Below are 14,021 nucleotides of genomic sequence, written 5' to 3' on the forward strand. Positions count from 1 at the left end.
ACTCCATTCACGGCTTCAGCCGAGCAGTTGCCGGCCGATCCAGCCGCCTTCGTCGCAGCCCGGCGGGATCGCGAAGACCGCCGACCCGATCGGGGTGGTCCACTCGTTGAGCAGGTCCGACTCGGCGAGCCGCTGCTGCACGGGAAGAAACTGCCGCGCGACATCCGCCTGGTATGCGGCAAATATCATACCGCTGTCAGCCTGGCCAGCGGCGTCGGGTTGCCCGTCGTAGTTGTACGGCCGGCGCAGCATCCGCGTCCCCTCGTCGGCCACGTGTGCCCGTGCGACATGCGAGAACTCCGGGATGACGGTGAAGCCGGTCGGGTCGGTGGCGGTGAAGTCGGGCGCGTCGTGCTCGGCCGTACCGGTCAGCGGGGCGCCGGTGTCGAGCCGGCGCCCGACCGCGAACTCCTTGTCGGCCCGCCCGAGCAGGTCCCAGGTCTCCAGCTCCAGCCGGATCCGGCGGATCACCACGGTGGTGCCGCCACGGAACCAGTCCGGCCCGTCGGTCGCCCAGACCGCCCGGTCGAACCCGGCGTCGCCGGGCGCCGGGTTGGTGGTGCCGTCGAGCTGGCCGAGCAGGTTGCGCTGGGTACGGCCGGCCGGCTCGACGCCGTGCCCGCGGCGGAAGCCGAGCTGGGTCCAGCGCGGCGTGCCGAAGGCGCGGGTGTCCTTGACCAGCATCCGCTGGGCGTGCGCGACCGTGACCGGGTCGTCGGCGCAGAGCTGGATCAGCAGGTCGCCGCCGGACCAGCGGTCCTCCAGCCGGTCGATCGGGTACGCCGGCAGCGGGGCGACCGACGGCGGCCGCAGCCCGTCGAGCCCGGCCGCCCGGAACAGCCCCGGCCCGAACCCGAAGGTGACGGTCAGCCGGGCCGGGAGGACGGCGAGTTCGGGCTCGGTGTCGGCCAGCGCCGGCCGGCCCTGGGTGAGCCGTACGGCGTCGTCGGTCAGCAGCCGCATGAGCCGGCCGAGCGCCGCCCGGTCGGTGCCCGGGTGCAGGTCGAACGCGAGGAAGCTGGCGTGTGCCTGCGGGCTGGTGGCGACCCCCGCCTGGTGCGGGCCGTGGAACGGCTCGACGGCCGTACCGGGGTCGGCGGGAAGCGGCGCGGCGGGTGCCGGTGCGCTGCGGGCGGCGGCGGTGACGGTGGCGCCGGCCACCGCGCCGCCGGCGGCGAGGGCGCCGCCGGCGAGCAGGTGCCGCCGGCTGACCGGGGCGGAGAAGGTGCCCATCTAGCCGGCGTGCCCGCTGGGGCTCGGGGTGCCGCCGTGGCCGGGGTCGTAGCTCTCCTGCGCCCCGGCGAACGGCTTGGCCAGGGCGGTGAACGCGACCGTCCGGCCGTCGGCCAGGGTGAGGGTGATGTCGACCTCGTCGCCGGCGCGGACCGGCTGGCCGAGCGCCATCAGCATCAGGTGGTCGCCGCCGGGTTCGAGGACGTGGCTGCCGCCGGCCGGCACGGTGAACCCGCCCGGCTTGGCCCGCATGACCATTTCGCCGTTCTGCATCGCCATCTCGTGCAGCTCGACCGGCGAGACCGGCGAGGTGCCGCCGGTCACGGTCACCGGCGCGGCCGACTCGTTGACCAGCGTGGCGAAGGCCGAGGTCATGCCGCTGTCGGCGACCTTGACCCAGGGGTCGCGTACGGCCAGCGCGGCGGCCGCCGTGGGCGTGGCCGACGGTTCGGGGTCGCCGGCCGCCGCGTCGTCGGTGCCGCAGGCGGCGACGGCCAGCAGGGCGAGTACGGCGATACCGGTGCCCAGCCGGCTCGCCGGTCTCGGTCGCCGGGTGGGTACGGGGATGCGCGCCATCGTTTCTCCAAACTGTGTGTGCACTGGTGGTCGGCCGGTGGCGGCGGCTGGTTCCGGCCGGCCGGAAAGTCAAGGCGTGACGCGCGAGACTCCATCGTGGATGATCGATGGTGGCTCCTCGCGGCCGTACCGGATCGGCCCGGGCGTGTCGGTCGCGCCCGTTCTCGGGGGCCGGACCGGGAGGGTGCGTGTGGCACACATCGACCTTGGCGTGGACGAGCGGAGCTACCCCGGGATCAGCGGACCGATGCGATACCGCCCGGAGACCGCGAAGCCCCTCAACGATCTCGTGAACGTGCTGTTGCGTGGCGAGCACCCGTTGACCCCGGGGGAGCGGGAGCTGATCGCGGCGTACGTCTCCGGGCTCAACGAGTGCGAGTTCTGCTGCTCCTCGCACTCGGCGTTCGCCGCGGTGCAGCTCGACGAGGGGATGGCCCTGGTCGACCAGGTCCGCGCCGACCTGGACTCGGCGCCGGTCAGCGAGAAGCTGCGGGCGCTGCTGCGCATCGCCGGCGCGGTGCAGGAGAGCGGCCGGAAGGTGACCGCCGACCTGGTGGCGGCGGCCCGCGCGGAGGGCGCGACCGACCTGGAGATCCACGACACGGTGCTGATCGCGGCGGCGTTCTGCATGTTCAACCGCTACGTCGACGGCCTGGGCACGGAGCCGGCCGCCGATCCGGCCGCCTACCTGCGGACCGCGGAGCGGATCGCCGAGTTCGGCTACAGTTCCTGACCTCGATCGAAGTACACCCATGCAGGTACTTGTCTAATTGACCAACATCATTGGAGGATATTTTCGCCCGGCCAACCCGCTCCGGGTGCCGCGACGGCGCGGCGGAGGTCGGTGACGTGCGGTGATCCCGCCGGTGTGCCGTGACTCGGTCGTGCGCGCGGCAGCGTGCCCGACCGAAGGAGCACCATGGACACTGCCCGCACCATCCGGCTGCCGCGCCGCATCCTGCTCGGCGCGTCGGCCCTGATCGCCGCGACCGCCGCCGCCGTCGGCCTGACCGGCCGGCCGGCGCAGGCCCGCCCCCGCGCCGTGGAGTGCGCCGCCGACCTGATCGAGACAGCCTGATGGCCACCGTCCCCTGGCTCGCCGACGTGCTGCGCGGCGCCGGCGTCCAGGTCGTCGAACACGGCAACTGGCGGGCCCGGATGCGCCCCGGCGCCTTCGACCCGATCGGGGTGCTGTGGCACCACACCGCCGCCACCTCCAGCCCCACCAACCCGCACCCGGCGCTCAACATCTGCATCAACGGCCGGCCCGACCTCGCCGGCCCGCTGTGCCACGCGCTGGTCGACCACCACGGCGTCTTCCACCTGATCTCCGCCGGCCGGGCCAACCACGCCGGCGCGAGCCGGGGCAGCGGCCCCATCCCGGCCGGCGACGGCAACACCCTCATGATCGGCTGGGAGATCGACTACAACGGGGTCAACCAGCAGATGACCCCCGCGCAGTACAACGCCTCGGTCGCGGCCACCGCCGCCGTACTGCGCCGGCTCGGGCGCGACGCCAGCCACGCCCGCGGCCACCGGGAGACCAGCACCACCGGGAAGATCGACCCGTCGTTCATCAACCTCGACACGATGCGCGCCGACGTCGCCGCGCGGATGGCCGGCGGTGGCGCCGCCCCGGTCGCCGGTCAGGCCTACCTCTACGGCGACCAGCAGCACTTCGTCGCGGTCGGCACCGGCGGGGCGCTGGTCAACCTCTCCTGGTCGCCGTCGACCGGCATCATCCGGCCGGAGTGGGGCGGCGCCGCGCTGACCGGCAGGCCGGTCGGCTACGTACACAACGGGCAGCAGCACGTCTTCGCCCGCGGCACAGACAACACGCTGCGGCACTGGTGGCAGAGCGGCGGCGGGGCGCCGGGGCGCGACAACTGGGGCGCCGTCGGGCGGGTGATGTCCAACCCCACCGGCTTCGCGTACGGCAACCAGCAGCACGTCTTCTACCGCAACCCCGACGGGCTGCTGGAGCACAAGTTCTTCGACCTGGTCAGCGGCCAGGTCGGCGGCGGGGTGTGGGCCGGGGGACCGTTCGTCGGCAACCCGTACGCGTTCGTGCACAAGGACCAGCAGCACATCTTCGCCCGTAACGCCGCCGGCGGCCTCGTCCACTGGTTCTGGTGGCCCGGCATCAACCCGAGCAGCGACAACTGGGGCATCACCGCGGGCATCGCCTCCGACGTCACCGGGTTCTCCACCCCGACCCAGCACCACATCTTCTACCGCAACACCGGCGGCGCGTTGCAGCACCGCTTCTTCGACGACCCGTCCGGCACCCTCAACGGCGGGGTGTGGGCCGGTGGCACCTTCGCCGGCAACCCGCACGCGTTCGTCCACCGCGACCAGCAGCACATCTTCGGCCGGCGGGCCAACGGCGACCTGGCGCACTGGTTCTGGTGGCCGGGCATCAACCCGAGCAGCGACGACTGGGGCGCCCGGGGCGTGGTCGCCGGCGACCCGGCCGGCCTGACCACCGGCGGCGGTCACCACGTGTTCTACCGGACCAACAACGGCACCCTCGAACACCGGGTCTTCCACGACGCCGCGGGCCACCTCGCCACCGACAACTGGGGCGGCTCGCTCGCCTCCTGAACCCCGTACTCCCGTCGGGTCCGGCGCCCGTCGAGGCGGGCGCCGGGCCGGATCGGCCGGCGCGACTCTTCTGGCGATGCGAGGGGTTTCAGGAGAGATAACCGGACTCGAGTCTGCTTGTCCGGATATGGTGCCCACCGTCGTGCCGCGACGAATTCCCAGCTTGAGCACGTACCGTTGGTTCGGTGATCAACTTTGCGAGTGATGTCGCCTTTCGGCATGGCGTCCACCCAACCGGGGTAGTGCGCGTCGCGGGAGGTAGGCCAGATGCTTGAGATCAGTACCGGGGTGTGGCTGCTCACGATCGGCGTGATCGTGGGGCTGCTCGCCCTCGACCTGGCGGTCGCCGCGGCGAAACCGCACGCGGTCGGGTTCCGCGAGGCGACCGCCTGGTCGGTGTTCTACATCGCCGTCGCGATCGTCTTCGGCCTGGTGTTCATGAGCCAGGCCGGCACCGACTTCGGCGTCGAGTACTTCGCCGGTTACCTGGTCGAGAAGAGCCTGTCGGTCGACAACCTCTTCGTCTTCGTCATCATCATGACCACGTTCGCCGTGCCGGCCGAGCACCAGCACAAGGTGCTGACCTTCGGCATCATCATGGCGCTGATCCTGCGGGCGATCTTCATCGTGGTCGGCGCCACCCTGCTGAACCTCTTCACGTTCATGTTCCTGCTCTTCGGGCTGCTGCTGATCTGGACCGCGATCCAGCTCTTCCGGCACCGGGACGAGGACCCCGACGTGCAGGAGAACGGCCTGGTCAAGCTGACCCGCCGGGTGCTGCCGGTGACCACCGACTACGTCGGCGGCCGGCTGACCGTGCGGCAGGGCGGCCGGCGGATAGTCACCCCGCTGTTCATCGTGCTGATCGCCATCGGCAGCTCCGACCTGCTCTTCGCCCTCGACTCCATCCCGGCGGTCTTCGGGGTGACCGAGCAGGCGTACATCGTCTTCACCGCCAACGCCTTCGCGCTGCTCGGCCTGCGGGCGCTGTTCTTCCTCGTCAAGGGCCTGCTCGACCGGCTGGTCTATCTCTCCACCGGGCTGTCGGTGGTGCTCGCCTTCATCGGCGTGAAGCTGGTGCTGCACTGGGGGCACACCGTCTGGGACTGGGTGCCGCAGATCGAGACCGTGTTCTCGCTCGGCGTCATCGTGGTGGTCCTCGCCGTCACGACCATCGCCAGCCTGGTCAAGACCCGGCGTGACCCGTCGGCCAAGGCCCATCCGGGCGCGCTGCGCGTGACGAAGACGCCGCCGCAGGAGGGGGCGGAGGAGGAACCGCAGCCGCCACGGTAGCCATCGAAGTTCGTGCTTGTCTCATGGTCATTTTCTTCCTAAGGTGAATATCCTTCTGAAGAAAGGTGCCACGATGAGAGCACGCACGGTACTGACCAGACTCGCCACCGTCGGACTGCTGTCGGCCGCCGCCGCGGTGCTACCCGCCGCGGCGGCCCAGGCGGCGCCCACCGGCTGCACCACCTACGCCAACCTGGGGACCGGCTACGCGTCCTGCACCGGCGGGACCGGCGAGGTCCGCGTGGTGATCCAGTGCGTCAGCGTCTGGGGCGACGAGACCGTACGCAGCGGACCCTTCGTCCCGGTGGGCCAGACCTCGTCCGTGTCCTGCCCGTCGTCGACCTGGTCCCTGCAACCCGACCCCTGGTACGTCACCCGGGGCTGACGCCTCCGGTCCGGGCCCCCGCCACCGGCGCGGGCCCGGACCTCAGTTCCGCGGGCAGGTCGCCGCCAGCCGGCAGGCGACCTCGTCGGCGACCCGCCGGTGCAGGTCGGCGAGCTCGGCGTCGGTCAGCCCGCCGAGATCACCCGACGGCACCCCGCCACCCGGGGCACCGGCGTCGCCGTACGCGCCACCGGGCCCGCGGCCGTCGCGGTCGGCGGCACCGCCGCAGCGGATCTCCGAACCGTCCGCCCGCTGCAGGCACGTCGCCCGCTCCCCGGAGAGGTCACCGGTGCCGGACGCCCGGTAGAGGATGTTCTGCCCGGTGCCCAGGGTGGCCGCCCAACCGTCGCCGCCGGTCGGCACCACCTCGTAGACGTTGATGTTCACCCAGTTCGGGATGTCCTGGTAGTCGGCCTTGATCCGGTCGACGATCGCGCCCGGCGACACCCACACCGGATCGAGCCGGTGCACCGTGACCGGTGCCAACCCCAGCCCGGAGTGCCGCGCCGGCACCACCGACACCACCGAGATCGCGGTCGCCGAACCCCGCCCGGTCATCGGGGTCACGTAGACCGGCCGCCGGTCGGCCACCGTCGCCAGGGTGAACTCGGAGTCGTTGCCGGCATTGGCCTGGTCGTCGGGGACCTGCCAACCGACCCGCCCGAAGAACCAGTCGGCGAACGAACCCATCGCCCCGGTCGACTCGCGCTGCCAACCGGCGATGCTCAGCGGATAGGACGGGCCGGGTAGCCCCGAGGTGTCCGTGGTGAACGTCAGCTCGCCGGTCCGGCCGTCGTACAACGCCACCCCCGCCGGCTTCTCGACCACCACCCAGACACCGACCTGCCGCTTGAGCGGCACCACCACGACCGGCCGGTCACCGTCGCAGTAGGCGTACACGTCGTCGCCGTCGAACCGCACCCACCGGCGCTCCGAGGAGATCTGCCGGCCGAGGTTGTGACCGAACCAGCCCGCGACCCGGCGCGCGGCCCGGTCCCGGTCGAACTGACACTTCTGGTCGGTCGCGCCCCGCCCCTGCAACGGGATCTGCTGGGTGAACGCCACCTCGTAGCCGGCGAGCCAGCCGCGCCGGTTCACCAGGGTCGCGAACCGGTCCTCGCCCGGCAGGTAGCTGGTGCCGGCGATCTCGCCGGTGGTGTCACCGAGGTTCGGCCGGGCCTGCGCCACCCCCACCTGGTACGGCGCCCGTGCCGTCACCGCCGGCAGCGCGCCGTCGACCACCTCGACGCCGGCCAGGTAGGTCCGGTCCTGCTCGTAGAACGTGTGCAGCATCCACCAGGCGCCGCCGGTCAGGCCGAGCAGTCCGGCCAGCAGCGCGACCCCGGTGCGGTAGCCGCCGTCCAGCGCCCCCGCCGTCGCCCGGACCGCCCAGTAGGCGGCGGCCGCCAGGGCGAGCGCGGCGAGCAACGGCAGGGCGTTGCGCAGCTCCCAGACGAGGATCGTCGCGTAGTACGGCGCCAGCACCAGCCAGAGCCCGCCGAGCACGAGCAGCGCCGCCGCCGCGACGCCGACCACCCGTGCGGCCGGCCGGCGGGGCAGCGACCGCTTCGGAGCGCTTCCCGGACGGCCGCCCTTCGACCCGGACCGGCGGGACTTGTTTCTCCGCGACGTCATGGCGTCGTTCCTACCAGACGATCACCGACCGCCCGGCGCCGTGCCGTGGCGCCCGGGCACCAACGAAACACCCCCTGGATCGCCTACTTCTTCGGTCTGCCGCCCACGCCCGCCAACGGACAGGGTGGACGCACCGTGCGCGACCGGCGACCTCGACGGGGGAACGATGGGAAGCTCCGACGCCCGGCCGCCCCGGGCTGCCCGGCACCCGGCCGGCCGGGAAACCGACGACGTACGCCACCCGCTCGCCGACGACCTCTTCCGGCTGGCCCACCACCACCTGCTCGGCCGGCCCCTGCTGCACCCCCGGGCCACCACCTACGGACTGGCCTCGGCCCTGCTGGCCGAACTGCTCTACACCGGCCGGATCACCGTCCACCACGGCGACGTGTACGTCGTCAGCACCGAACCACCCGCCGACGGCCTCACCCACACCGTCCTCGACCAGCTCGCCGCCGAACGCGGCGCCCACCCGGTCGGCAACTGGCTGGCGTACCTGTCGGTCGCCGTCGTGGACCGGGTCGCCGGCCGGCTGCACCGGGCCGGCCACCTGCGGCGGGAGACGTCCCGGTTCCGCATGTCCCGGACCGTCATGTGGGTGCCGGTCGAACCGACCACCGCCGGCTGGCCGTCCGCCCGGCTCGCGATGGCGCTGCGCGGCGCCCGCCCGCTCGCCCCCGCCGACCAGGGCCTGGCCGCGCTGGCCTGGGCCACCGGCCTCGACCGCCAGGTCCTCGACGGTGCCCCCGCCCGGGCCCGCGACAACCTGCGCGCACTGCTCGACCACGGCTGGCCGCCGATGGCCGAACTGGCCCGCCTCACCCACGCGGCGATCGGCCGCTCGGTGGCCGCGTACCGCATCTGACCCTTCCACCCCTGGAGCACACATGCCGACGAGGGCAGCCCCGCACAGCCCGGTCACCCAGGCCCTGGCCCGCGACCGGCTCGGCGTACCGGCCGTGACCGCGTTCGTACTGGCCGCCGCCGCGCCACTGACCGTGGTCGCCGGCTCGGCCGGCACCGGGTTCGCGGTCACCGGCTTCGTCGGGGTGCCGGTCGTCTACCTGACCGTCGGCGTGCTGCTCGCCGTCTTCTCGGCCGGCTACGTCGCCATGGCCCGGCACGTCCGGCAGGCCGGTGGCTTCTACGCCTACGTCACCCTCGGCCTCGGCCGGGTCCCCGGCGTCGGCGCCGCACTGGTCACCCAGCTCGGCTACAACTGCCTCCAGATCAGCCTGTACGGCGCGTTCGGCGCCGTCGCCGCCGATCTCGCCGCCACCCGGGGCTGGTACCTGCCCTGGTGGCTGTGCGCCGCCGCCGGCTGGGTCCTCGTCGCCGTACTCGGGCTGCGGTCCGTCCGGGTCAACGGCCGCGTCCTCGCCACGCTGCTGCTGCTCGAACTCGCCGTGGTGGTGGTCTTCGACATCGCCATGCTCACCCACCCGGCCGCCGGCGGCGTCACCCTCACCGCGCTGTCCCCGGCCCGGCTCGCCGACCCCGCCGCGGTCGCGATCCTGGTCGGCGGCCTCGCCGGATTCGTCGGATACGAGGCCACCGTCGTCTTCGCCGAAGAGGTCCGCGACCCGCGCCGCACCGTTGCCCGGGCCACCTACCTCGCGCTCGGCCTCATCGCCGGCCTGTACGCCCTGTCCACCTGGGCGATGACGGTCGCCGCCGGCCCGGCGCACGTCGTCACCGCGGCCCGCGCCCACGACGCCGACCTGTTCTTCGTCCTCGCCGCGCCGCACCTGCCGGCGGCCCTCGTCGACCTCGGCCGGCTGCTGCTGTTGACCAGCCTGTTCGCGGCCCTGCTCGCCTTCCACAACATGATCGCCCGGTACGCGTTCTCGCTCGCCCGCGAGGGGCTGCTGCCCGCCGTACTGGGCCGCACCGGGCGGCTCACCGGGGCGCCGGTCTACGGCTCGCTGCTGCAGAGCGGCCTGGCCCTGACCGCCCTCGGGACCTTCGCCGGCACCGGCCTCGACCCGATCCGCCACGTCTTCTTCACCGGCGGCGTCACCGGCGGGCTCGGCGTGCTCGTCCTGATGGCCGCCACCAGTTTCGCGGTGCTCGGCTACTTCGCCCGCGACCGGCACGGCGAGCCCGCCTGGCGCCGCGTCACCGCACCGGCCGTCGCCGCCGTGACACTCACCGCCGTCCTGATCGTCACCGTGGCCGGCTTCGGCGCGTTGCTCGATCTGCCGGGGGACTCGCCGCTGCGGTGGCTGCTCCCCGCCGGATACGCGGTGGCGGCCGTGGCCGGCGCCGGCTGGGCGCTGATCCTGCGGGCCACCCGACCACGGGTGTACGCCGCGATCGGGCTCGGCCCGGACAGCGTCACCGCCGTGCCGGCCACCCCGTCCGGCGTGTCCCGGTCCAGCCCTGTCCACGCCTGAACCGCCCCGAGCCCGACCGACCCAGCGAGGAGCCGTACCGATGCGACACCCACCCACGGCCGTGACCGTGCGGACCGCCACCACCGCGGACATCGGTCCGCTCGCCGTCACCCTCGTCGACGCCTTCCTCGACGGCCCGGACGGCGTCTGGCTGATCCCCGACCCCGTCGAGCGGCGGGCCGTCTACGAACGCTTCTGCGCCGGCCTGATCGGCGAGGTGCTGCGGCACGGCGCGGTGCTGACCACCGACGACCACAGCGCGATCGCGATCTGGCAGTCGTACGTCGGCGGACCACCCGACCTGAGCGGCTACGACCGCGTCGTCACCACCGCCTGCGGCCCGTACGCCGACCGGTTCCGGCGGCTCGACGCGGTGTTCGCCGACCACCACCCCACCACCCCGCACCACTACCTCGCCTATCTCGGCGTGGCGCCGACCCGGCAACGGGCCGGTCTCGGCGGCGCCCTGCTGGCCTGGCGCAACACGCTGCTCGACCGGGCCGGGGTCGCCGCCTACCTGGTCGCGACCAGCCCCGGTGCCCGTGACCTCTACCTGCGCCACGGCTACCGGCCCTGTGCCGCCCCGTTCCACCTGCCCGACGGCGGGCCGCCGATGTGGCCGATGTGGCGCAACCCCGGCGGGCTGCGATGACCGTGTCGACCGACGACGCGGTCGCCGACACCCGCCGGGCGCTGGGCCGGCGGCTCGCCGCCGCCCGCCGGTGGATCGGGATCACCCAGGTCGAGCTGGCCCGGCGGCTCGCCTACAGCCGCAGTTCGGTGGCGAACGCCGAGATCGGCCGGGCGTTGCCGGAGCGGACCTTCTGGGGGTACGCCGACCGGGTGCTCGGCACCGGCGACGAGTTCGTACGCGCCTACGACGCCCACCGGGAACTGGTGCTCGCCCAGCTCCGGCAGTCGTGCCCCGACCCGCCACCGGCGGCTTCCGCCCCGGCACCCCCGGCCGTTTCGCCGGCCCGCCCCCGGCCGGCCGTCCCGTCGGGGTCGCCGCCGGTGGCGGCCCCACCGGAGCCGGTCCGGTCGGACGGTGTGCACCGGTCCGCCGTCCGTGGTGGCGCCCCGGACGAGGCCGGATGGCGCGGTACGGGCGGGACCGGGCCGGTCGGGGCAGGGCCCGCCGAGCTGGTCTGGGGCGGCTACCTGATTCCCGTGCCCGTCGGTGACCACCGGTCGCCGCAGCGCCCGGCGGCCCGGGTGCCGGGCGGCTGACCTGCGAAGGGCGCCGGCCGGACGTAGCATCGGCTGATGCCGGACGAGAAGGTCGAGGTCCACCCGGCGACCGCCGATCGGTGGGACGACGTGGCGACCCTGCTCGGCGCGGGGCAGACGAAGCAGCACTGCTGGTGCACCTACTTCCGGATGTCCTCGGGCGCCTATTCTCGCGGCTCCGACGAGGAACGGGAGCGGTTGCTGCGCGACCTGACCGGCCGGCGGCCGGCGCCCGGGCTGATCGCGTACGCGGGCGACGAGCCGGTCGGCTGGATCGGGCTCGGCCCCCGCGCCGACCTGGAACGGCTCAACCGCTCCCGGACGATCCCGAAGATCGACGATCGTCCGGTGTGGTCGGTGGTGTGTTTCCTCGTCCGTCCCGGTCACCGCCGTCGGGGGATCGCCCACGCCCTGCTGGCGGCGGCCGTCGACCGGGCCCGTGCCGAGGGGGCCTGCGGGCTGGAGGGGTATCCGGCCGATCCGGACGGCGGCCGGCTGGACAACACGTTCGCCTACTTCGGCACCCTCGGCCTGTTCGAGGCGGCCGGCTTCCGGCGGGTCCGGCCGACCGCGTCCCGCACCAGCGGCCGTACCCGCTGGGTGGTCCGCCTGGACCTACCCTGACCCCGCCCGTAGTCGCACCGCCCCCGCAACCGCACCGCCCGCGTGCAGCCGCCCGCACCGCCCGCCCGCACCGCCTGCGCGATCAAGGGGATGTGCCACGCAATTCGGGCGCCCGAGGGGACGACTTCCCCTTGATCGCGCCCCAAGGCCCGGACCCGGGCGGGTCAGGCCAGGTACGGGGTGTGGGTGCGGGCTTCGCGTAGGGCGTTGGCCCACCAGGTGAGCCGGTTCAGGAGCACGTCGGCGGCATCGACCGAGGCCCGGTCGACCGGCTGCCCCTGCGGGTCGAAGCACTGCTGGATCCGGTGGAAGCTGACCGTGTCGCGCACCGTCATCGCGTGCAGTTCGGCGAAGACGCCGCGCAGGTGTTCGACGGCGCGCAGGCCCCCGGAGATCCCGCCGTACGACACGAACGCGACCGGCTTGGCGTGCCACTCCTTGTAGTGCGCGTCGATGGCCTCCTTCAGCGGCCCCGGGTAGCTGTGGTTGTACTCGGGGGTGACGACCACGAAGCCGTCGGCGGCGGCGAGGGTCGCGCTCACCGGTTGGGGATCGGCCAGGTCCACGATCTCGACGTGCAGGTCGGGACGTCGGGCGGCGTGACCGGTGAACCAGTTCGCCACGATCGGCCCGAAGCGGCCGTTGCGGGTGCTGCCGACGATCACCGAGATGCGTAGGGGAGGCATGGTCATTCCGGGGCCCTTCAGATTCGCCGTGAGCAGGTGCTTCGAGGCTAAAACTGAAACCAAGCTTGAGGTCAAGGTGCTCTTCGGCGACGGGCCCTCCGCGCCGGCGCGGAGGGCCCGTCGCCGGTGCGGAGGGCCCCGGTCGTGCGGTACGGGTCAGCAGCGGCCGATCTCACGCCACTGGGCGGTCAGTCCGGGCTCGGAACCCTGCGTCCACCAGTTCGCCTGCCACAGCCTGCCGTTGTGGCGTACCCGCTGGCCCTCGAGGTAGACAGTGCCCCAGTTCCAGGCCGGTACGCCGACGCAGCCGACCGGGGGGTTGGTCGGCGACACCGTCGGGGAGACGGTGGGCGACGGGGTGGGGGACGAGGTCGGGCACGGCCCGCCGGTGCCGACCGTGTCGACGTGGCTGGTGCCGGCCGTGCGGTAGGCGTTGACCCGGTTCTTCGCCTCGGCCGTGGTGACCGCCTGGTCGGCGATGAAGTAGAGGTAGTCGACCTGCTGGACGTAGGTGGCCAGGCCCGGGGTGCTGCGACCGTTCAGGTCGATGAACCACAGGTTGAAGTTGATCGACATCGGGGTCTCGGGGTAGTAGCGGTCGCCGTGGTCGGCGACCTGCCGGCCGTCGACGTAGTACTTGACCCGGCCGTCCTTGACCGTGAAGACCAGGTCGTGCCAGCCGGCGTGGCTGGTCCGCTGGGCGGTGTGCGTGTTGTCGGCCACCCACGGCTCGTTCTGGTACGTCTCCCACGTCGTCTGGTAGAGGATCGGGCCCTGCTCACCCCAGCCGCCGTTCGGCAGGTACTCGAAGTCGATCTCCCCGTAGTTCGGGTCCATCGGCCGGTCCAGCGGGGTGATGGTGAAGAACGTCTCGACCAGCCGGTCGCCGTCCGGGCCGGACACCGGGGCGTCGGTGAACTTCACCCGCGAGGCGTAGGTGCCCTCGTAGAACTTGCGCTGGTGGAAGAACTCGGCGTGGCTGGTGCCGGCGGCGGTGCCGTCGGTCTTCGCGGTCAGTTGCAGGACCTTCTGGCCGGCGTCGGTCGGGAACGAGATGTTCGACGCGGGCCAGGCGGCGCCGGGTACGCCGGGACCGCCGGCGTTGGTGCGGACGGTCCAGTTGCGGGCGGTGATCGCCGGGTCGGACGCCGACGAGTAGTTGAAGTCGTCGAACAGGATGCCGCAGGTGGCGGTGGTGCCGGGGGCGGCGGCCGGGGTGGTGCCGGCGGTCGCGGTGGCCGCGATCCCGGCGAGCGTGCCGGCGGTCAGCAGGGTGGCGGCCGCGGCGGCGACCGTGCGGACGGTGGGTCTCCGTGACATCGGAATCTCCTCACGGTGGGACAAAAGGGGTACGGGTGG

15 protein-coding genes are annotated in these 14,021 nt (G+C 73.2%); 10 read left to right on the plus strand and 5 right to left on the minus strand.

All coding sequences use genetic code 11. The features are described 5' to 3' along the window. Nucleotides 1–15 precede the first annotated feature (15 nt). Together AB0I42_RS23915 and AB0I42_RS23920 are read right to left on the minus strand one after the other, a co-directional pair. Nucleotides 16–1,233, minus strand: a complete 1,218-nt coding sequence (locus AB0I42_RS23915; protein ID WP_357540174.1) for a Dyp-type peroxidase — start codon at nucleotides 1,231–1,233, stop codon at nucleotides 16–18. Further along, complete coding sequence (locus AB0I42_RS23920) at nucleotides 1,234–1,809, minus strand: copper chaperone PCu(A)C (protein ID WP_357540176.1); 576 nt, start codon at nucleotides 1,807–1,809, stop codon at nucleotides 1,234–1,236. 190 nt (nucleotides 1,810–1,999) lie between these two features. On the opposite strand from AB0I42_RS23920, the gene AB0I42_RS23925 reads away from it, so the two are divergent. The 5 genes from AB0I42_RS23925 (at nucleotide 2,000) to AB0I42_RS23945 (ending at nucleotide 6,091) form a co-directional block, all read left to right on the plus strand. Beyond that, entirely contained in the window at nucleotides 2,000–2,542 is a 543-nt protein-coding gene (locus tag AB0I42_RS23925) for a carboxymuconolactone decarboxylase family protein (protein ID WP_357540178.1), read from the plus strand. A 186-nt stretch (nucleotides 2,543–2,728) separates the two neighbouring features. Continuing rightward, nucleotides 2,729–2,887, plus strand: a complete 159-nt coding sequence (locus AB0I42_RS23930; RefSeq protein ID WP_357540180.1) for a hypothetical protein — start codon at nucleotides 2,729–2,731, stop codon at nucleotides 2,885–2,887. Beyond that, complete coding sequence (locus tag AB0I42_RS23935; protein WP_357540182.1) at nucleotides 2,887–4,413, plus strand: N-acetylmuramoyl-L-alanine amidase; 1,527 nt, start codon at nucleotides 2,887–2,889, stop codon at nucleotides 4,411–4,413. The genes AB0I42_RS23930 and AB0I42_RS23935 overlap by 1 nt, the downstream gene beginning before the upstream one ends. Before the next feature lie 267 nt (nucleotides 4,414–4,680). Beyond that, entirely contained in the window at nucleotides 4,681–5,706 is a 1,026-nt protein-coding gene (locus tag AB0I42_RS23940; RefSeq protein WP_357540185.1) for a TerC/Alx family metal homeostasis membrane protein, read from the plus strand. A 73-nt stretch (nucleotides 5,707–5,779) separates the two neighbouring features. After that, nucleotides 5,780–6,091 carry a hypothetical protein gene (locus AB0I42_RS23945; protein ID WP_357540189.1) on the plus strand — a complete coding sequence of 104 codons (312 nt, stop codon included), beginning with the start codon at nucleotides 5,780–5,782 and terminating at the stop codon, nucleotides 6,089–6,091. A gap of 42 nt (nucleotides 6,092–6,133) precedes the next feature. Here the strand turns inward: AB0I42_RS23945 and AB0I42_RS23950 are convergent, their stop codons facing one another. After that, nucleotides 6,134–7,726 (minus strand): hypothetical protein, encoded by a 1,593-nt coding sequence (locus tag AB0I42_RS23950; RefSeq protein ID WP_357540191.1) that lies wholly within the window; start codon nucleotides 7,724–7,726, stop codon nucleotides 6,134–6,136. Between the two features lie 166 nt (nucleotides 7,727–7,892). Between AB0I42_RS23950 and AB0I42_RS23955 the strand changes: the two genes are divergently transcribed. The 5 genes from AB0I42_RS23955 to AB0I42_RS23975 are packed head-to-tail and all read left to right on the plus strand — an operon-like array spanning nucleotide 7,893 to nucleotide 11,976. After that, nucleotides 7,893–8,591, plus strand: a complete 699-nt coding sequence (locus AB0I42_RS23955; RefSeq protein ID WP_357540193.1) for a GPP34 family phosphoprotein — start codon at nucleotides 7,893–7,895, stop codon at nucleotides 8,589–8,591. A 22-nt stretch (nucleotides 8,592–8,613) separates the two neighbouring features. Then, nucleotides 8,614–10,122: an APC family permease gene (locus tag AB0I42_RS23960; protein WP_357540195.1), complete on the plus strand. Its 1,509-nt coding sequence runs from the start codon at nucleotides 8,614–8,616 to the stop codon at nucleotides 10,120–10,122. Nucleotides 10,123–10,162: 40 nt separating this feature from the next. Further along, the gene (locus AB0I42_RS23965) at nucleotides 10,163–10,774 is read left to right on the plus strand and encodes a GNAT family N-acetyltransferase (RefSeq protein WP_357540197.1); all 612 of its coding nucleotides are present in this window, start codon (nucleotides 10,163–10,165) and stop codon (nucleotides 10,772–10,774) included. Next, entirely contained in the window at nucleotides 10,771–11,352 is a 582-nt protein-coding gene (locus AB0I42_RS23970; protein WP_357540199.1) for a helix-turn-helix transcriptional regulator, read from the plus strand. Before AB0I42_RS23965 ends, AB0I42_RS23970 begins: the two co-directional genes overlap by 4 nt. A 36-nt stretch (nucleotides 11,353–11,388) precedes the next feature. Further along, entirely contained in the window at nucleotides 11,389–11,976 is a 588-nt protein-coding gene (locus AB0I42_RS23975) for a GNAT family N-acetyltransferase (RefSeq protein WP_357540201.1), read from the plus strand. A 164-nt stretch (nucleotides 11,977–12,140) separates the two neighbouring features. Here the strand turns inward: AB0I42_RS23975 and AB0I42_RS23980 are convergent, their stop codons facing one another. After that, on the minus strand, nucleotides 12,141–12,668 hold the full coding sequence (locus tag AB0I42_RS23980) for an NAD(P)H-dependent oxidoreductase (protein WP_357540203.1): 528 nt from the start codon (nucleotides 12,666–12,668) through the stop codon (nucleotides 12,141–12,143). A 150-nt stretch (nucleotides 12,669–12,818) separates the two neighbouring features. Continuing rightward, complete coding sequence (locus AB0I42_RS23985) at nucleotides 12,819–13,982, minus strand: carbohydrate-binding protein (RefSeq protein WP_357540205.1); 1,164 nt, start codon at nucleotides 13,980–13,982, stop codon at nucleotides 12,819–12,821. Nucleotides 13,983–14,021 lie beyond the last annotated feature (39 nt).

It is taken from the genome of Polymorphospora sp. NPDC050346 (assembly GCF_040655695.1).
Classification (GTDB): domain Bacteria; phylum Actinomycetota; class Actinomycetes; order Mycobacteriales; family Micromonosporaceae; genus Polymorphospora; species Polymorphospora lycopeni.